The organism is Nocardia sp. NPDC055053 (assembly GCF_053608285.1).
Genome location: NZ_JBSGVD010000067.1, coordinates 1 through 16671 on the forward strand (window position 1 = coordinate 1; position 16671 = coordinate 16671).

Annotated in this window: 17 protein-coding genes and 1 tRNA gene; 10 read left to right on the plus strand and 8 right to left on the minus strand. The window is 66.3% G+C overall.

The features are described 5' to 3' along the window. Window positions 1–585: 585 nt before the first annotated feature. The 3 genes from ACWF82_RS33535 to ACWF82_RS33545 all read left to right on the plus strand — a co-directional run bounded on the left by ACWF82_RS33535 (window position 586) and on the right by ACWF82_RS33545 (window position 2563). Window positions 586–1089, plus strand: a complete 504-nt coding sequence (locus ACWF82_RS33535) for a hypothetical protein (protein ID WP_452507586.1) — start codon at window positions 586–588, stop codon at window positions 1087–1089. Between the two features lie 285 nt (window positions 1090–1374). Continuing rightward, window positions 1375–1851, plus strand: a complete 477-nt coding sequence (locus tag ACWF82_RS33540; RefSeq protein WP_452507587.1) for a DUF4160 domain-containing protein — start codon at window positions 1375–1377, stop codon at window positions 1849–1851. Window positions 1852–1879: 28 nt separating this feature from the next. After that, window positions 1880–2563: a hypothetical protein gene (locus ACWF82_RS33545; RefSeq protein WP_452507588.1), complete on the plus strand. Its 684-nt coding sequence runs from the start codon at window positions 1880–1882 to the stop codon at window positions 2561–2563. A gap of 751 nt (window positions 2564–3314) precedes the next feature. On the opposite strand, the gene ACWF82_RS33550 is transcribed toward ACWF82_RS33545, so the two are convergent. After that, complete coding sequence (locus ACWF82_RS33550; RefSeq protein ID WP_452507589.1) at window positions 3315–3875, minus strand: HAD family hydrolase; 561 nt, start codon at window positions 3873–3875, stop codon at window positions 3315–3317. Between the two features lie 303 nt (window positions 3876–4178). On the opposite strand from ACWF82_RS33550, the gene ACWF82_RS33555 reads away from it, so the two are divergent. After that, window positions 4179–5237, plus strand: coding sequence for a tyrosine-type recombinase/integrase (locus ACWF82_RS33555; protein ID WP_452507590.1), 1059 nt, complete (start codon window positions 4179–4181; stop codon window positions 5235–5237). Between the two features lie 20 nt (window positions 5238–5257). Here the strand turns inward: ACWF82_RS33555 and ACWF82_RS33560 are convergent. Both ACWF82_RS33560 and ACWF82_RS33565 read right to left on the minus strand, forming a co-directional pair. Further along, window positions 5258–5328 (minus strand) — tRNA-Gly (locus ACWF82_RS33560). An 81-nt stretch (window positions 5329–5409) separates the two neighbouring features. After that, window positions 5410–5763 carry a DoxX family protein gene (locus ACWF82_RS33565; protein ID WP_452507591.1) on the minus strand — a complete coding sequence of 118 codons (354 nt, stop codon included), beginning with the start codon at window positions 5761–5763 and terminating at the stop codon, window positions 5410–5412. 152 nt (window positions 5764–5915) lie between these two features. On the opposite strand from ACWF82_RS33565, the gene ACWF82_RS33570 reads away from it, so the two are divergent. Then, window positions 5916–6593: a helix-turn-helix domain-containing protein gene (locus ACWF82_RS33570; protein ID WP_452507592.1), complete on the plus strand. Its 678-nt coding sequence runs from the start codon at window positions 5916–5918 to the stop codon at window positions 6591–6593. A 115-nt stretch (window positions 6594–6708) separates the two neighbouring features. Then, complete coding sequence (dcd, locus tag ACWF82_RS33575; protein ID WP_189034433.1) at window positions 6709–7308, plus strand: dCTP deaminase; 600 nt, start codon at window positions 6709–6711, stop codon at window positions 7306–7308. Here dcd and ACWF82_RS33580 read toward each other — a convergent pair. Continuing rightward, window positions 7221–7733: a hypothetical protein gene (locus tag ACWF82_RS33580; RefSeq protein WP_452507593.1), complete on the minus strand. Its 513-nt coding sequence runs from the start codon at window positions 7731–7733 to the stop codon at window positions 7221–7223. The two genes, dcd and ACWF82_RS33580, sit on opposite strands and share 88 nt — an antisense overlap. 203 nt (window positions 7734–7936) lie before the next feature. On the opposite strand from ACWF82_RS33580, the gene ACWF82_RS33585 reads away from it, so the two are divergent. The 3 genes from ACWF82_RS33585 (at window position 7937) to ACWF82_RS33595 (ending at window position 12344) form a co-directional block, all read left to right on the plus strand. Then, window positions 7937–9199, plus strand: coding sequence for a helix-turn-helix domain-containing protein (locus ACWF82_RS33585; RefSeq protein ID WP_452507594.1), 1263 nt, complete (start codon window positions 7937–7939; stop codon window positions 9197–9199). A gap of 146 nt (window positions 9200–9345) precedes the next feature. Continuing rightward, the gene (locus ACWF82_RS33590) at window positions 9346–10599 is read left to right on the plus strand and encodes a pyridoxal phosphate-dependent aminotransferase (RefSeq protein WP_452507595.1); all 1254 of its coding nucleotides are present in this window, start codon (window positions 9346–9348) and stop codon (window positions 10597–10599) included. A 467-nt stretch (window positions 10600–11066) separates the two neighbouring features. Next, window positions 11067–12344, plus strand: coding sequence for a YibE/F family protein (locus ACWF82_RS33595; RefSeq protein WP_452507596.1), 1278 nt, complete (start codon window positions 11067–11069; stop codon window positions 12342–12344). 1 nt (window position 12345) lies between these two features. Here ACWF82_RS33595 and ACWF82_RS33600 read toward each other — a convergent pair whose 3' ends face one another. Next, on the minus strand, window positions 12346–13701 hold the full coding sequence (locus ACWF82_RS33600; protein ID WP_452507597.1) for an Hsp70 family protein: 1356 nt from the start codon (window positions 13699–13701) through the stop codon (window positions 12346–12348). 87 nt (window positions 13702–13788) lie between these two features. Further along, a complete protein-coding gene (locus tag ACWF82_RS33605; protein WP_452507598.1) occupies window positions 13789–15111 on the minus strand; it encodes a UDP-glucose dehydrogenase family protein in 1323 nt (440 codons plus the stop codon). A 270-nt stretch (window positions 15112–15381) separates the two neighbouring features. On the opposite strand from ACWF82_RS33605, the gene ACWF82_RS33610 reads away from it, so the two are divergent. Beyond that, window positions 15382–15891, plus strand: a complete 510-nt coding sequence (locus ACWF82_RS33610) for a YdcF family protein (protein ID WP_452507599.1) — start codon at window positions 15382–15384, stop codon at window positions 15889–15891. A 55-nt stretch (window positions 15892–15946) separates the two neighbouring features. On the opposite strand, the gene ACWF82_RS33615 is transcribed toward ACWF82_RS33610, so the two are convergent. Next, window positions 15947–16345: a PIN domain-containing protein gene (locus ACWF82_RS33615; RefSeq protein ID WP_452507600.1), complete on the minus strand. Its 399-nt coding sequence runs from the start codon at window positions 16343–16345 to the stop codon at window positions 15947–15949. Window positions 16346–16356: 11 nt separating this feature from the next. Continuing rightward, on the minus strand, window positions 16357–16557 hold the full coding sequence (locus ACWF82_RS33620) for a type II toxin-antitoxin system VapB family antitoxin (protein WP_452507601.1): 201 nt from the start codon (window positions 16555–16557) through the stop codon (window positions 16357–16359). Window positions 16558–16671: the final 114 nt, after the last annotated feature.

The window sequence follows — 16671 nt, forward strand, 5'->3', positions numbered from 1 at the left end:
GGCCGAGCACGAGACTGCCTACTACGCTCAAAACCCGCCACGCCGACCGGCGCTGGTCAACTCCTGAAGCCGGTCTTCAACCCGTGACGGTTCATTGTCCATCAGCGCAGCTGACGCCATCGGCGCCCTTGAGGTGTGAGGGGCGCGGGATCACAATGCAGGCCAACCCAGAACAGGGCCAAGCGGCCGCAGGTCGCTCCACATCGGCGAGAACTTCGGGCTTCGGCAACTACCTCAGCCGGTAACCGGGGAGGGATCACGGCTCCTAGCTCGGCCCGACGACCACCCACCCAACGCACCGATGAACTCCCGTCCCCAGGTTCGTGGCGCGCAAAGTGGCACAACGGAAAGAGGTCACTGCGAGCCCAACACGTGTTGATGATGAACACCGTTCCTGGCGTTTGTGCTGGTGGGCTGGTTATGGCTCTGTGGGTCTGACCTGGGGATTCTGGGTTGCAACGTTGGCTGAATCGGGCACTGCTGGGAGCCGCTGCGTACTCACTGCGTACCGCAGTGATCACCGCTGTGACGTCAAACCGCGCCTTCGTCGGCATATGCATCGACTACATGACAAGGTGTCAGCCTGTGTTCACATTTTCCGACGACTTCCTCGTGCCACGGCAAGGAACCATCCAGTACTCGCTCACTGATCCGACGGCAGGAACCTGGAGCATCGCCATCCCATTGGCAACCTTCTCCGCGACCGACGAGTCCGACCCCCATACGTTCCGATTGGGGTCGGACGGCCCAACTATCATCGACACCGCGGTCCGACTCGACCTCATCGAACTGCCAGGCCCCACGCTGAAGGACTTGGACCAGCGAACGTTCACCTTCCCGGTCAATCCCGAAGACGGTTTCATCGACGCCAGCATCTACATCGGCGGAGGACACTGCCCGGTAGACGTGACCCGCATCGAATTCGGACCCGTCAACGACGACCGAGTAACAGCGACTCTGCATGCCTACTTCGATTTCGATGCCGAAGCAGTCGAGATCGCCAACAGGGACGTAGTTCTGACCTCCGAACTCCGGCTCACCCTGCCGGGAGTCGAACCTGCGCAATCCGCTTGGGAAGCAGGTGAATAGACGGGCACCACCGCCTGACCTGGGCTGACGAATGCGCGTGGGGTACCCGGATTTACCGCCTTTGACCCCGGCTCGGGGCACGAACGGGGCACGGCGGGCAGGCATCTCTAGGGGAGTTGCCCACGTTCGAACGTCCACTCCTGCCGATGATCGGATGTTTCAACAGGCTCGCAGGTGGACTCACCAGGGGCAGGCACCTCGCGTGCGGTGCTGGGCCATTCGGATGGCGCTTCGACGACGTTAAGTCTGATGCGGCGCTGAGTCTTTGACTGTATGTTGTGCCCGATGAAAGACGACGATCTCACGCCATATGAGCGGGCGAGCAGGAACCTCGCTACTGCCAGCGGCTGGGAGTTGGCCGAGTCCGAAAGTCGCCTGGAAGCTGAAGACGTCCTTGGCCGACTCGTGAACATCGCGTTGTACGAATTCGGCGAGAACAAACATGACTGGCCGATGGTGTTCGACTCGCAGGGTTTCCTCACCGCTTTGGTCGCGGAGGGGAGGACGTTCGATGGTGGGATCAGTGTCCATGTGTGGCCGAACGATCATCCACCGCCTCATGTCCATATCTTGAAGAAGTGTGCGCCGGACAGCCAGAACTTGAAGATCAACCTTGAGACCGGCGAATCTGAGGGGGACCTGCCAGCTTGGGCAGACCGGAAGCAGTTAAGGAGCATCAAAGCGCTCGTCGTCGAACATCACCAACTCTTCGCGGACTGGTGGACGAAGAACCATGGTGGCACTGTCGTCCTCCTCACCTAACGACGCCCAGAGAGCCTGGAGACAAACGATGACCGAGCAGTCTGTGCCGAGTCGCGTGGCGACATGGATTCGCACACGAGGCGTTTGGTTCTGGTCGGTGTGCGGTGCGGCCGCGGTGACAGTAGCGCTTGTGGCGGGCACGAAGGTCGTGATGGACCGTGCGCAGGGCGCGGAATGGTACGCGGGTATTGGCCAATGGGTGGGAGGAGTAGGCAGCTTCTTCGCAGCCGTAATTGCGCTCTGGATCGCGACCTCTGACCGGCGCCGAGCTGACCAGTTGCGTGCCGAGGAACGGGCAGAGCAAGCGGCCGATCTCGCTCGTGAGGCAGCCTTGGTACGGATCGAGGCTCGGCAGTTGGCACCCGCAGTCCAGATCAGGCCAGGAGACTCACGGGCTGGTGTGTCGGTGCGAAATCGGCGCAGATCGCGCTTGTTCGAGATCGAGATTGTTCGGGTCGTCCAGGAGGGCCAGGAGGTTGCCGCGCTGGAGCTGGATCGACAGTTCGGTATCTACGAGCCTGGTGAAATGCCAAGAGCAGAGGTCATCGATGCGCTGCCGATTCAGGTGCTGAAGCCGGACGAGGTTCTGACGATGTTTCCGAAGGACTGGGATGCACCTCCGGCCGACTACGTTGCAGTGCGTTATACCGATGAGTCGGGCGTGCGATGGGAAGTCGACACAGATGGTGGTCTGGCACGGAAAGTTGAGTGACGGTGTGCGGTGCTGCCAATCTCTCGTCAAGCTGTGTGTGACTGTTCATGACGTTGGCCCTGGTCTGGGTTGGCCTGCGCATGAAGGGGGCTGGCTACCCGCCTGCCCCGTAGGGCCTGCCCTTCGTGCGCAGAGGCTCGCGGGTCAAGGGTGGCGATAGCCATCACGTAGTGACGCCGCAGGCGCCCTTGACGCGTGAGTGGCGCACGAACACAATGCAGGCCGACCCAGACCAGGGCCACGCGGCCAACGGTCGCGATAACCACCGACCTTCCCGCGGATTCCGTTCAGCAATTCACTCGCACCTGGTGAGCGGCTAGGTGATCAGGCAGAGAAGCCGAGCGTCCCGGCTGGCCGGATAGACCTCGGCAACCGAGTACGCAAGTCCGGCAGGCTGGTCTATGAGGCAAGCGAGCGGAGCTCGTGCGGCAGCACCGTATGAGAGTTGGTGTGCTGGGAGCCGTCGATCGGGGCAGATGCCGGCCGATTCGTGCTCGGGAATTCCGTTCCGCAATTCGGCTCGGCCCTCGCCGCGTTCCGGTCTACTGCATCGGGTCGACGCTGCGTGAGCTGTCAGGAGTGGGCCGCCTGCTGATAGCGCGTGCACGCCGCCGACGTGCCGACGCGCCGGGGCGGTGAGGTACGAGCAAGACCCGCTGCGCGTCGTCGCGCGGCGGCGGCGCGCACGCGCCTTGACTCTATATAGCGAAATTCAGCAACAACTCCGTGACGTGACGGGCACTGTGCGGGTCTACTGCGAGATGGATTCGCCGCGAACGGCATCCAGGAGCGCGGACATGCTGGTGATTGTCACGGCGGGGGCGTAGGGAGCGAACCGCTCAACCTTGCCGGGTTTGTTCGCATATGCGATCGCGGGGAGTGCTGCGGAGTGGGCGGCCTGGAGGTCTGTGACTGAGTCGCCGGTGAAGCTGGCGGTAACCGCGTCGGCTCGTAGGCTCGCTAGCGCGTCGGTCAGTAGGTCGGGGCTGGGCTTCAGGCGGGTCGCTGCTGACGTGCGTGCGTAGATGCCAGCGACATGGGTCCGGAGTCCGTGGGCCCGGAGGTATGCGTCGATGGCTGCAACGGAGTTGTTGCTGACGATGGCGACTGATCCGCCGTTCCTGGTGGACGCTTCCCGGATGAGTTCATGCGTGTACGGGGTCGGCGTGGCGACGGCTACAGCTTCGACCTCGAGGCGAGTGAGTTCCTGCTCGGTGGCGACGGCAACCTTTGGCGAGATCTGGGCGGCGTAGTCGAGGAGTTCGAACGGGTCCGATGTGGCTCCGAGATGTGGCGGAAGGTCGATGCCCATCGCGGCCCCGAGCTGTTCGGAGACTCGTCGGCTGGATATGCCAGCGAAGCTGCCGAATACCTCGGCACGGGAGTTCGGTTCAAGCGGTCGGACCTTTGAGGCGTTCGCGCAAGCCGGTCGTGTCGACGTCGCTCCGTGCTACCAGGGTGCGGCGTAATGGGAAAGCGCGGATTCGGCAGCGTCCGTAAGCTGCCCTCGGGTCGGTGGCAGGCACGCTACCGTGGCACTGATGGTCAAATGCGTCCTGCCCCAAGAACATTCGCTACGAAGAAGGCTGGGGAGCAGTGGCTTTCAGCGACCGAGGTGCAGATCCTTCAGGGCGACTGGATCGACCCGGAACGGAGCAAGGTCCACGTTGACCAGTACGTAGAACGGTGGATCGACCAGCGGCCCGGATTGAGGCCGAAAACTCTCGATCTGTATCGCTGGTTGCTGCGGGCTCACGTCAAGTCGACCGCTCTCGGTGGGACGGAGCTCGGCAAACTCACAACCCCGATGGTCCGGCAATGGCGGTCGGACCCGCTCGAAGCGGGGACATCTGAGATCACGACCGCGAAGGCATATCGGCTGGTGCGGGCTGCGCTGAACACTGCGGTGGATGAGGACCGGATCATCCCGCGCAACCCGTGCCGGGTCAAAGGTGCGGGGGATGAGGACAGCCCAGAGCGGCCGGTGCTGTCCGTTGCTCAGGTCTTCGCGCTCGCTGGGGCGATTCCGGAGCGGTATCGGGTGCTGATCCTGCTGACCGCGTTCCTGTCGCTGCGGTGGGGTGAGGCTGCCGCGCTGACTCGTGCCGACTTCACCGATGGTGCGGCGAGCGTTCGCATCGGCAAGGCGCTGGTAGAGATCGCTGGGCAAGGGCTGGTTGTGTCGCGTCCGAAGTCGCGGGCTGGTGTTCGTACGTTGACGGTTCCGGAGGCGATCAGGCGCGATGTCCTGGCGCACCTCCTGAAGCACGTCGACAACCGACCGGATGCGTACGTGTTCACGGGCTTGCGGGGGAATCCACTGCGGCGGTCGAACTTCACCCAGATCGTGAAGTGGAAGAGGGTCGCAACCTCGGTCGGGCTCTCGGGCATCCACTTCCACGACTTGCGGCACGCGGGAAACCTGTGGGCCTCGAAATCGGGGATGTCTACCAAGGACCTGATGGCGCGTATGGGTCACGACGATATGCGGGCGGCGCTGATCTACCAGCGGGCTACCGACGACGCGGAACGGCGCATTGCCGACGACCTGTCTCGGATGGCGACGGAGTACCGCGAAGGTCCGTTCCAGCGCCTGAGTGGCACGTGTGTGGCACGGCGGCTCTTCGGGAGCATTCCGGACAGACCGACAGAAACAACGAAACCCCCCGGATGACCTGGGGGGTTTTGCTTTTGAGCCGATGACGGGAATCGAACCCGCGCTGTCTGCTTGGGAAGCAGAAGTTCTACCATTGAACTACATCGGCGTGCGTTCATCGAGCGCGTTCGCGACTCTATCAGACCGGCTGCTGTGCCGGTCAATTCTTTGTTCGGCTCCTGGTGCGTGGTCAGGTGTAGCGGTAGAGGACGGTGGCGGTGAGGGTGGCGGCGGACAGGACGAGGAACGCGGTGGGCTGGGCGAGCGCGTAGTCGCGGACGCGGAGGTGGGCGATGATCGCGCCCACGAAGTAGAGGACCAGGCCTGCTGCCGCGGCGGCGCCGAGGGCGGGCAGGGCCAGGCCGCCGAGCAGGCCGAGAGAGGCGGCGCCGAGGACGGTGGCGATCGGCCACATCCAGGAGCGAGGTATGCCGACCTTGGCCGCGGCCGTGACCGGGACCGGGTGGCGGGTGTAGCCCATCCAGGAGCCGACGCCCATGATCAGGGCGGTGAGCACGGTCAGGGTGAGGTAGAACGCGAACATGGTTGGTCCTTTCGAGGTGATCACGAGCCGGCGGTCTCGGCCGCACCGCACGCCGCAACCAGCAGCCCGGGCCGGAGCAGGGCTGCGATAGCGTGCGTGGAGTGAGCATGGGGCCGGTGCAGCTGTGGCGGCTTGAACGAAACGATCGCCGAATGGTTTTCGCGTGCGGCGAGTCGACGGTGTTGTTCGCCGGGACCGGGGACGGGGTGGTCGGCGCGCATCGGCATCCGGCGTGGAAGCTCATCCTGCCGCTGGGCGGCTATCCGGCCGAGGTCGACGGGGAGGCTGGACGCGGGGAGTTGCCCGCTGTCGTTGTTCCGCCGCAGTGGCGGCATGCCTGCAAGGTGCCGGGCGGGTTCGTTCGGGTATCGCTCGATGCGCATCTGCTGGCGAGGCACGACGGGCCGATCGCGCTGTCGGCGCACAGCAAGCGGCGGCTCCTCGACGCGCTCGGTATGGGCGGCGATCTCGCGGCGGCCCCGGATCTGGCGGCGCTGCGGGCCGAAGCCATTGCCCTGGTCGGTGCCGGCGGCGAGCTCGATCCTCGGGTCGCGCGCGCACTGGACCAGGTGGATGACGCGGGGTCACTGACCGAGCTGGCGCGGTCGGTCGGACTGTCCGCGCCGCGGCTGCGCAATCTGGTGCGGGCGCAGCTCGGTGTGCCGCTGGCCAGGTTGCGGCGGTGGGGCCGGCTACGGCAGGCCGTCATCGGATTGCCCGGCGGGTCTGTGGCCGACGCGGCCGCCAGGGCGGATTTCGCGGATCAGGCGCATCTGACCAGGACCGCGCGCGAGCTGGTCGGACGCACGCCCTCCTCGCTGCTGTTTTGATCGCGGCCCCCGCGTCCATCGGGTGGCCACCCGAACGGGGGCGGCAACGCGCTGCTCCCCGCCTCCCAGGGGTGGGGGCGGTCTACCTGCGGCGTCGGCTGCTTAAACTGGGCGCGTGCTGCTCTCCGATCGTGACATCCGGGCCGAGATCGCCGCTGGGCGGCTCGGTGTCGAACCGATGCTGGAGTCGATGGTGCAGCCGTCGAGCATCGACGTGCGGCTCGACGGGCTGTTCCGGGTGTTCGACAACAGTCGCTACACCCACATCGATCCGGCCATGCAGCAGGACGAGCTGACCAGCCTGGTCGAGCCGAAGCCGGGTGAGCCGTTCGTGCTGCACCCGGGCGAGTTCGTGCTCGGGTCGACGCTCGAGGTGTGCTCGCTGCCCGACGACCTGGCCGGGCGGCTCGAGGGCAAGTCCAGTCTGGGCAGGTTGGGGTTGCTCACCCATTCCACGGCGGGGTTCATCGACCCGGGCTTCAGCGGGCATATCACTCTGGAACTGTCGAACGTGGCGAACCTGCCCATCACGCTGTGGCCGGGGATGAAGATCGGGCAGCTGTGCCTGATCCGGCTGACCAGTCCGGCCGAGCACCCGTACGGCAGCGCGGCGGCAGGCTCGAAGTATCAAGGGCAGCGCGGGCCGACACCGTCGCGGTCGTACCTCAACTTCCCCTTGCCGCCCGCCTCGCTCGACGCCGTCGAGACCCGCTGAGAAGTCAGCGACAGGGCCAGGTGCAGCACCAGCGACAGCGGCGGTAACACGTCGTCGCCGCTGGGCGGGCGCACCCAGTGACAGCCCTCGCGGCTCCATCGGCCCAGGCTGGTCGGCAGCATGACGGCGCTGCCGATGCCGGGGACATCGATATCGAGGCCGCGCAGTTCGGTGGCCACGTCGGCGGGCGGCCTGGCGTCGGGGTCGGCGAGCAGACTCCAGCGGATCTGCCTGGCCAGCACCGGCCCGGCCCTGCGTTGCTCCCGTAGCGCCGCCAGCACCAGCTCGGCTCGCGTGGTCGGCAGGTGCACCACGCAAAGCCGATCGGTGATCGGCAGCATCACGAAGCCACCGCGCTCGCGAACGGGTAGCCCGAATTCGCGCTGGTAGCAAGACACCCAGTCATCGACAGTTCTGGCTTCCACCCTTCCAAGGATCCCGGCTGCGCGCGCTCGCGACCACTGCCCCGCACCGCCCTTTCACTGCCTCAGGCAACCGATTCCGCGAAGCTGTGGCGTGTCTCACTGTCGCACTCGTACTCTGGAGTCAGTCGTTCGTCGCGAAAGGTGACGCCGTGGTCGGGGAGTGGACAGGCAGAGAGGCCAGAGCCCTTCGCGATGCCAAACGAATGAGCATCCGAGAGTTCGCGGCTCACCTCGGCGTGCACGAACGGCTGGTGTCGAAATGGGAGGCCGGTGGCGAGCGCGTGCGCCCGCGGCCGGTGAATCAAGCCGCGCTCGACACGTCGCTGGCTCGCTCCGACGACGTGGTCCGCGCACGTTTCTCTACTCTTTTGGCGCCCACCGGCAACGACGCCGACCTACTCGCCTTCGTCGACGCCGGTGCGGTCAAAAGCGCTGTCCCCGAGGTGTTGTCGGAGAGGGAGTTGATCATGGCGGCTGCGCACGAGGCCAGCGAGCACGCGGCCGCCGCGGAGGGCACCAATGTCGGCGCGACGACGCTGGCCCAGCTCGACGCCGACGTCCGGCGCATCGCCAACGAATACGTACACGCCGCACCGGCGCCGATGATGGTGGAGATGCTGCGGGTGCGGCGCCGGGTGTATCGACTACTCGACGGGCAGCAGAAGCCGGTCGACACCAGTCACCTCTACCTGCTCGCCGGCACGCTGTCGGGTTTGATGGCCAACGCGAGCACCGACCTCGGCTACCTCGACGCCGCGGGCGAACAGATCAGGGCCGCTTGGGCTTACGCCGAACTGAGCGGACACAACGGCTTACGCGCGTGGACAAGGGGCATGCACGCCCTCATCGAGAACTGGTCGGACCGGCCGCGCAACGCGGTCCAATTGGCGCGCAGCGGACAGGAATTCGCAGGCCAGGGGCTGGCCAGGGTGCGGCTGCTCAATATCGAGGCCAGGGTGTGGGCGCGGCTGGGCAGCGACACCGAGACCGACCGCTGCCTGCGCGCCGCCGAGACCGTCGTGAGCGACCGGCGCGACGAACTGCACGACGAGATCGGCGGCGTGTTCGGCTTCGGCGCGCCGAAGGCCGCCTACTACGCGGGCGCCACCTGCATCCAGCTCGGCCGGGCCGAACAGGCGCTGGCCGCCACCGAACGCGCCATCACGCTGTACTCGAGCGGGCCCCCGTTACAGCGCTCCTACGGCGCCGAATCGCTGGCCCGGGTCGACAACGCCGCGGCCCACCTCATCAACGGCAGCATCGACGGCGCCGCCGACGCCCTGCGCCCCGTCCTCGGCATGCCGGAGGACCGCCGCATCGCCCAGCTCGGCGAGCGGCTCGTCGGTCTACGCCGCCGGATCGCCGCCCCGCACTATCGCAATGCCGTCGAGGCTCGCGGCCTGGACGAAAGAATCGAAGAATTCTGCGTCGCGACAGCGGCACTGGGCAGCGGTCCACGACCATAGAAGCTGCAACGCAACACCTGATTACCTGTGGACATGGGTAACTCGTCGGGGACGGGGTAGCGGAACTAGCGAATCGCCCGCCGGCCGCCGACGCAGATTGCTCCGCGCCTGGGCCTGGCCGAAATCGCGGAGAGGCGGGACCTACCATGGACCGGGTGAGTCCTCAAATCCCGCATGTGCCGCCGCGCGTCCTCGAGCAGTCGAAGAAGCTGCAGGACGTGGTCTACGAGATCCGTGGGCCGGTACACGCACAGGCAGCGCGGCTGGAGGCCGAGGGCCATCGCATTCTCAAGCTGAATATCGGCAATCCGGCGCCGTTCGGGTTCGAGGCGCCCGATGTGATCATGCGCGACATGATCGCGGCGCTGCCTTACGCGCAGGGGTACTCCGAGTCCAAGGGCATCCTGTCGGCCCGGCGCGCGATCGTCACCAGGTATGAGCTGGTGCCCGGCTTCCCCGAGCTCGATGTGGACGACGTCTACCTGGGCAACGGCGTCTCCGAGCTGATCACCGTCACCATGCAGGCGCTGCTCGACAACGGCGACGAAGTGCTGATCCCGGCGCCGGACTACCCGCTGTGGACGGCCATGACCAGCCTCGCCGGCGGTACCCCGGTGCACTACCTGTGTGACGAGTCGAACGGCTGGCAGCCCGATATCGCCGATATCGAAGCCAAGATCACCGACAAGACCAAGGCTCTGCTGGTGATCAACCCGAACAATCCGACGGGTGCGGTGTACTCGGCGGAGGTGCTGCAGCAGATCGTCGACCTGGCGCGCAAGCATCGGCTGCTGCTGCTGGCCGACGAGATCTACGACAAGATCCTCTACGACGACGCCAAGCACGTCTCGCTGGCCTCGCTCGCGCCCGACCTGCTGTGCCTGACGTTCAACGGCCTGTCCAAGGCGTATCGGGTGGCCGGGTACCGGTCGGGCTGGCTGGCGATCACCGGGCCGAAGGACCACGCCGCCGGTTTCCTCGAGGGCATCGACCTGCTCGCCTCGTCGCGGTTGTGCCCGAACGTGCCCGCGCAGCACGCCATTCAGGTGGCGCTCGGCGGGCATCAGAGCATCGAGGATCTGATCCTGCCCGGCGGGCGGCTGCTCGAGCAGCGCGATGTGGCGTGGGAGCGGCTCAATATGATCCCCGGCGTGTCGTGTGTGAAGCCGCGTGGCGCGCTGTACGCGTTCCCGCGTCTGGATCCCAACGTGCACGAGATCCACGACGATGGGAAGCTCGTGCTGGATCTGCTGCTGCAGGAGAAGATCTTGATGGTGCAGGGCACCGGGTTCAACTGGCCCGACACCGATCATCTGCGGATCGTGACGCTGCCGTGGGCCCGGGATCTGGCGGTGGCGATCGAGCGGTTCGGCAATTTCTTGTCCAGTTACCGGCAGTGAGTGCTCACCTGTCAGGGTCTTGACCTGTGAGTTCGTGAGGGGCTGGGCAACCTGGTCATCTGGATTGGGGGACCAAAACAGACTCGGGGTTCGGAATCTTGGAGTTTTTAGAGATCTACTAGTGCAAAAGTCCAGCTTTTGTGTACAGTAGTCCTCGGCGCTTCGGCGCCCGGCCCGGTTGTCTACCCCCCCTGGACAGCCGAGAGCCTCAGGTACGCGCGCCTACCCCCCTGGGCGCCTGCCTGCGGGCGGCGGAGACATCCCCCTGCTCTCCGCCGCCCCCACAGCGCTGTTCCGCCTCTCCGCGACTCTAGGCCAGACCTAGGCGCGGGGAGGTTTGTGTTTGCGGCCGGGAGTTGGGTGGTTTGGTCGGGGTAGCCCGTTCCCGGTGAGTTACCCATGTTCTTGCTTGAGTAGTGGGTTGCGTCGGGTCGTTCTTGAAAACGAGATCCTTTAAGGTTTGGGCGGTGAGCGATCATCATCACCACCACCATCACGATCATTCAGGGCCTATCGCTATCAGTGCTACGGCGGCGAAAGTCGTTGTGGGGCTGCTTGCGGTCATCGGGGTGGTGGTGTTGGTGGCGACGGTGATTCTGTGGCCAAGTACGCAGCACGTCGAGATTCCCTTGCCGATGCAGACCGCTACCGGGGAGGCGGTGCATACCGAGGCGGGGACTGTGGTGTTGCAGGACATCGGGCCCTGTGGGAGTCCCTCGCAGGGCAAGGTGTTCAGTGACAAGCCCGAGGCGCCGCGGACGGGGGCCTATACGTGTCAGCGGAGCATTGTCGAGTTGCGGTCTGGGCCCGACAAGGGGGACAAGACGCTGTTCGAAATCGCGCCGGGGCCAGGGCAACCCGATCTGCGGGTCGGTGACAGGATCCGGGTCGTGCGGGCCGAGGATCCGAGTGGAATGACGCTGTACGCGTTCGAGGACTACTCGCGTGGGCTGCCGTTGTTGCTGATCGTGCTCGCGTTCGTCGTTGTCATCTGTGTCGTCGCGCGGTGGCGCGGGTTCAGGGCGCTGATCGGGCTGCTGTTCGCGTTCGCCGTCGTCGTCGTGTTCCTGCTGCCCGCGTTGCTCGACGGCAAGCCCGCGATTCCGGTCGCGCTGGTCTCGGGAGCGCTGATCCTCTACGTGGTGCTCTACCTCGCGCACGGGGTGAATCTGCGGACCAGCTCCGCGCTGCTCGGGACGCTCGCCTCGATGCTGTTGGCGGCCTTCCTGTCGTGGTTGACGCTGGAGGTCACCAACCTCACCGGCCTGTCAGAAGAGCAGAACACCAACGTGGCCACCTACCTCCAGCACGTCAGCATCACCGGACTGCTGCTGGCCGGGTTCATCATCGGCTCGCTCGGCGTGCTCAACGACGTCACCATCACCCAGGCCTCGGCCGCCTTCGAACTCGCCGCGCTCGACGAGGACGCGTCGCGGGGCGAGATCTTCACCGCCACCATGCGCGTCGGTCGTGACCACATCGCCAGCACCGTCTACACCCTGGTGCTCGCCTACGCCGGTGGCGCACTGCCGCTGCTGCTGCTGTTCAGCGTCGCCGGGCGATCCATCACCGACGTGCTCACCGGTGACGCCGTCGCCATCGAGATCACCCGGTCCGCGGTCGGCGGTATCGCGCTGGCGCTGTCGGTGCCGTTGACCACCGGTATCGCGGTGCTGCTCGCCCGGCCGTTCGGCACCAAGCCGGTCGCGGTGGCGCCGCAGCGTGCCAGGCACGCCAGGAACTGAACTACTCGCCGGGCGGCGGGAAGCCCGGCAACACCACCGGCGGCAGCGTCGGCACCACGATCGGCGGCAGGCCCGGCACCACGGTGAAGGTGTTGGGGCCCTGCGTCGGCGAGGCCGAGGTGGTCGGCTGGGCACCCTGCTGACGGGTGGGCGGCGCGGCCACGGTCGCGTGCATCGCGTCCGTGGTCGGCGCCGCGGCCGAGGTCGGACCGGCCATCGAGGGACGCGGCGAGGTCGTCGCGGGGACCGCCTGCGGACCGTCGCTGGAATTGCCGCGCTCGAGCACCTCCGGCCCGTAGCCGAGGCCGAGTCCGATCGCGGCGACCACCACCAGCGAACTCACCGTCAGCACGGCGGCATTCAGCTCGCGGCGGTTGTGGCCGCGGCTGGTCAGCGCGCTGAGCGGACGACGGCGGGCCGGTGCGGTCAGCCATGCCGGGGTCGCGTCGTCGGCGTCACCGATCGGCGCTGCCGGTGGACCGACCGGCGCCTGCTGTACCTGCGCGGGGCGGGCCAGCAGTGCCGCGCCGCGGGCCAGCGCCGTCTCCGGCTCGGCGGGCACGATCACCGGAACGCCGATCGTGCGTTCCAATACCCGCGCGATCAGCGGAATCCGGGCGCCGCCGCCGATCACCATGATCGCCTGCACCGGATGCTGCGCGCGGATGATGACATCGCGGGTCATCCGCGCCGACGACTCGATCGCCAGCATCATCAGCGCTTCGAAGTTCTCCTGGGTGAGCAGCACCAGGCCCTGCTCGCTCGGCAGCGCCACCGCGTTGTTGCTCGACAGCTGTTCCTTGGCGGCCCGGCACAGCGCGTCCAGCTCGGCCAGCCCCACCGGATCGGCCGGATGCGCGATCCGGCCGGAGGCGATCTGCTGTTCCCTGATCAGCGAATCCAGGTAGTCGCCGCTGATGTCGCTGATCCGCTCGCACTGGTAGACGTCGCTGGTGCGAGCGTTGATCACGCTCACTGTCAGACCCGAACTGCCCAGGTCGTAGACCGCCAGCGTCGACACCTCGCGCATATCGCTGGTCGCGTGCGCGAAGTGCACGGCGGCAACGGCTTCGGGGACAAGCTGATAGTTGGTGAGCTGGCGGCGTGCCATCGCGGCCCTGATCGCCCTGGCCTGCCGATCACTGCGGAAGGTGACGGTGGTAGCGGTGACCTCGGGCGATGCGGCCAGCGTCTGGGCGATCGCGTCGGCCGCGGACTCCTCGGCCTGGTGCTCCGGCATCGAAATGGTGTGCAGGTCGAACGAATACGGCGGGACGAACCCGTGGGGGCCACCGTGCTGTGGGCGTGCGAGGCGCACTGTGCCGGCCCCCACCGATACTCCCAATACCGCACTCATCAGCTGCCCATCTCGTTCCTGCCGCACGACATGCGGAGCCTGCGTACTCGGATCTATGGTCCGGCAGCCCCCGCTTGGATCGCCACTCTACGGGGTACCGAGTCCGGCGTACACCCACCCGGCTTCCCGCCAGGTAGCACGATCAAGGCAATTGCGGCCGTCGATGATCGAACGGGACCGCACCACCGGGTCCAGGTCCGCCGGAGTCAACGCCGTGAATTCGTTCCATTCGGTCAGGACAAGCACCACATCGGCGCGATCACATGCCTCCGCGACCGAGGTGGCGTAGTTCAACGTCGGGAACACCCGGCGCGAATTCTCCACCGCCTTAGGGTCGTACACGGTGACGACCGCGCCGTGCAGCTGGATCATCCCGGCCACGTTCAGCGCGGGCGAATCGCGCACGTCGTCGGATTCCGGTTTGAACGCCGCGCCGAGAACCGCCACGTTCGCGCCGAGCAGCGAGCCGCCGCAGGCGCGCGCGGCCATGTCGACCACCTTGGTGCGACGGCGCATGTTGATGTTGTCGACCTCGCGCAGGAACGCCACGGCGTGGTCGGCGCCCAGTTCGCCGGAGCGGGCCATGAACGCGCGGATGTCCTTGGGCAAGCAGCCGCCGCCGAAACCCAGTCCGGCATTGAGGAATCGGCGGCCGATCCGGGCGTCGTAGCCCAGTGCGTCGGCCAGCATCGTCACGTCGGCGCCGGTCGCCTCGCAGACTTCGGACACCGCGTTGATGAACGAGATCTTGGTCGCGAGAAAGGCATTCGCGGAGACCTTCACCAGTTCGGCGGTGGCCAGGTCGGTCAGCAGGAAGGGGATCTCGGCGGCGATCAGGTCGGCGTAGATCTCGCGGATCTGCTGCTCGACCCAGGCCGCACGCTCGCGGCTGTGGTCGAGGCCGAGGACGAGGCGGTCGGGGCGCAGGGTGTCCTGCACGGCGAAACCCTCACGCAGGAACTCCGGATTCCAGGCGACCTCGACGTCGACATTCGCGGCCGCGCGGGCCCGATCGCCCAGCGCCGCGGCGGTTCCCACCGGGACCGTCGACTTGCCGACGATCATCGCCGGGCGCTCCAGCATCGGGGCGAGGGTATCGACCACGGCGTGCACGTATTTCAGGTCCGCGCCGTACTCGCCCTTCTTCTGTGGTGTGCCGACCCCGAGGAAGTGCACGTCGGCGTGGGCCGCCGCGTCCTCGTAGTCGGTGGTGAACCGGAGCCTGCCCGCGGCGAGGTTGCGTTGCAGCACCTCGTCCAGGCCCGGTTCGTAGAACGGCACCACACCGTCGGCCAGTTTGGCCACCTTGCCGGGATCCACATCCACCCCGACCACATCGTGCCCCAGCTCGGCCATACACGCGGCATGCGTGGCCCCCAGGTACCCCGTTCCGAAGACTGTGCATCGCATACTCCTGTTGGTAAGCCGCGCGCGTGGCTACGCCGCGTCAGCGAGGCAAGAGCGGGCGCAACATCTGGTGTACAGGGGGATACGTCGGCGGGTCGTCGCCGGGTGAGTCGTACCCTGATCAGACGATGTCCACAGCGCTGCCACCGCGAGAACATGGGTAACTCATCGGGAACGGGCAAACGGGACCAGCCGGTCGGCCGCCGCCCGCCGACGTGGGTCCGTAGGCACCTGCGTCTGGCCAGGAATCGCGGAGTGGCGGGGGAGCGCCGGATGCTGTTCGCCACTGGTGGATTGTCGGTGTTGATCGCGGTGGTCGCGCTGTGGCCGGTCTATGTGCGGCCACAGATCGACGAACCGGTGCCCGCCGACGCGATCCTCGTCCTCGGCGGCGCCCACGACGGCCGCGAACAACTCGGGTTACGCCTGGCCGCCGAGGGATACGCACCCCGCGTCCTCATCTCCAACCCCTACGAGCGCAGCCCGATGGTCAACCGGATCTGCCACGGCGGCTATACCTTCGACGTCATCTGCTTCGACCCCAGCCCCCGGACCACCCTCGGCGAAGGCCGCGAACTGGCCCGTCTCGGTGCCGACTGGGACCGCGTCATCGTGGTCACCTTCACCCCGCACATCTCCCGCGCCCGCTACATCCTCGGCGAATGCTGGTCCGGCGAACTCCTCTTCGTCGACCCGAAACCCCACCTCTCACCCGCCCGCTGGGCCTGGGATTACGCCTATCAATCCGCGGGATACGCGAAGTCCTGGTTCGCCGACTGCTGAACGGGATCGCTCTGCCGGACCGCCTCTTCCATGTTCGGCGGCAGGCGCCGATCGCTCAACTCGTCGGGAGTCGATGGTGTGGTTGGCCGGTTACCTCGGCGATCGTTTCGTAGTTGCTGTCGACATGCATGACGGTTGCGCCGTGTACCTCTGCTGTCGCGGCGATGATCAGGTCAGGAATCGGAAGGCGGTGGGCTCCGCGTTCGGCAAGCAAACCTTGCACTGCGAGCGCCCGATCCATCGCTTCTTCGGTAACCGGCAGCCACACCAGCGACTTCTGGTGCCCGATCTTGGCGATGTAGTCATCTAGGGAGCGAGCTGAGTATCCGATCTCGAGCGCGGTGAGGTGGCATGCAGCGACAAGGGCACCCGGCTTGCTGGTCGCGGTGTTGAAGTCTGCCGCGGCGACCGCATCACGCAGGACCCACTCGATTGCCGACTTATCCGCCAGCATGAACATCGTCCTCAGCGCCAGGCCCCCTTCATCCCTTCGGGCGACAGGTCGGTGTCGCTGTCGCGGAACTGCTGCAGCATTTTCGCGACAGCTCGTCTGTTCGCTACTTCACGCAGAGCTGCGTTGACGGTAGCCACCTTGGTTTTTGTCCCCAACTCTTCCGCCGCGAGGTTGAGCGCGTCGTCGTCGATGTCGATCAATGTACGGGACATGGCCCACCTCCAGATATCAAAATGTTCGATATCATGATATCAAGTCACGTGCAGACGGTCGATGCTCGTTGCGATAGACAGCAGTGAGGCGCGGATTCCGGGGGAATCCGCGCC

What these genes read in the sequence shown, in the direction of transcription:
- ACWF82_RS33620 (WP_452507601.1), bottom strand. Translation starts at nt 16,557, where the DNA reads ATGTCCCGTACATTGATCGACATCGACGACGACGCGCTCAACCTCGCG.
- ACWF82_RS33600 (WP_452507597.1), bottom strand. Translation starts at nt 13,701, where the DNA reads ATGAGTGCGGTATTGGGAGTATCGGTGGGGGCCGGCACAGTGCGCCTC.
- ACWF82_RS33545 (WP_452507588.1), top strand. Translation starts at nt 1,880, where the DNA reads ATGACCGAGCAGTCTGTGCCGAGTCGCGTGGCGACATGGATTCGCACA.
- ACWF82_RS33550 (WP_452507589.1), bottom strand. Translation starts at nt 3,875, where the DNA reads ATGGGCATCGACCTTCCGCCACATCTCGGAGCCACATCGGACCCGTTC.
- ACWF82_RS33565 (WP_452507591.1), bottom strand. Translation starts at nt 5,763, where the DNA reads ATGTTCGCGTTCTACCTCACCCTGACCGTGCTCACCGCCCTGATCATG.
- ACWF82_RS33540 (WP_452507587.1), top strand. Translation starts at nt 1,375, where the DNA reads ATGAAAGACGACGATCTCACGCCATATGAGCGGGCGAGCAGGAACCTC.
- ACWF82_RS33615 (WP_452507600.1), bottom strand. Translation starts at nt 16,345, where the DNA reads ATGCTGGCGGATAAGTCGGCAATCGAGTGGGTCCTGCGTGATGCGGTC.
- ACWF82_RS33610 (WP_452507599.1), top strand. Translation starts at nt 15,382, where the DNA reads ATGCTGTTCGCCACTGGTGGATTGTCGGTGTTGATCGCGGTGGTCGCG.
- ACWF82_RS33585 (WP_452507594.1), top strand. Translation starts at nt 7,937, where the DNA reads ATGAGCATCCGAGAGTTCGCGGCTCACCTCGGCGTGCACGAACGGCTG.
- ACWF82_RS33590 (WP_452507595.1), top strand. Translation starts at nt 9,346, where the DNA reads ATGGACCGGGTGAGTCCTCAAATCCCGCATGTGCCGCCGCGCGTCCTC.
- ACWF82_RS33570 (WP_452507592.1), top strand. Translation starts at nt 5,916, where the DNA reads ATGGTTTTCGCGTGCGGCGAGTCGACGGTGTTGTTCGCCGGGACCGGG.
- ACWF82_RS33605 (WP_452507598.1), bottom strand. Translation starts at nt 15,111, where the DNA reads ATGCGATGCACAGTCTTCGGAACGGGGTACCTGGGGGCCACGCATGCC.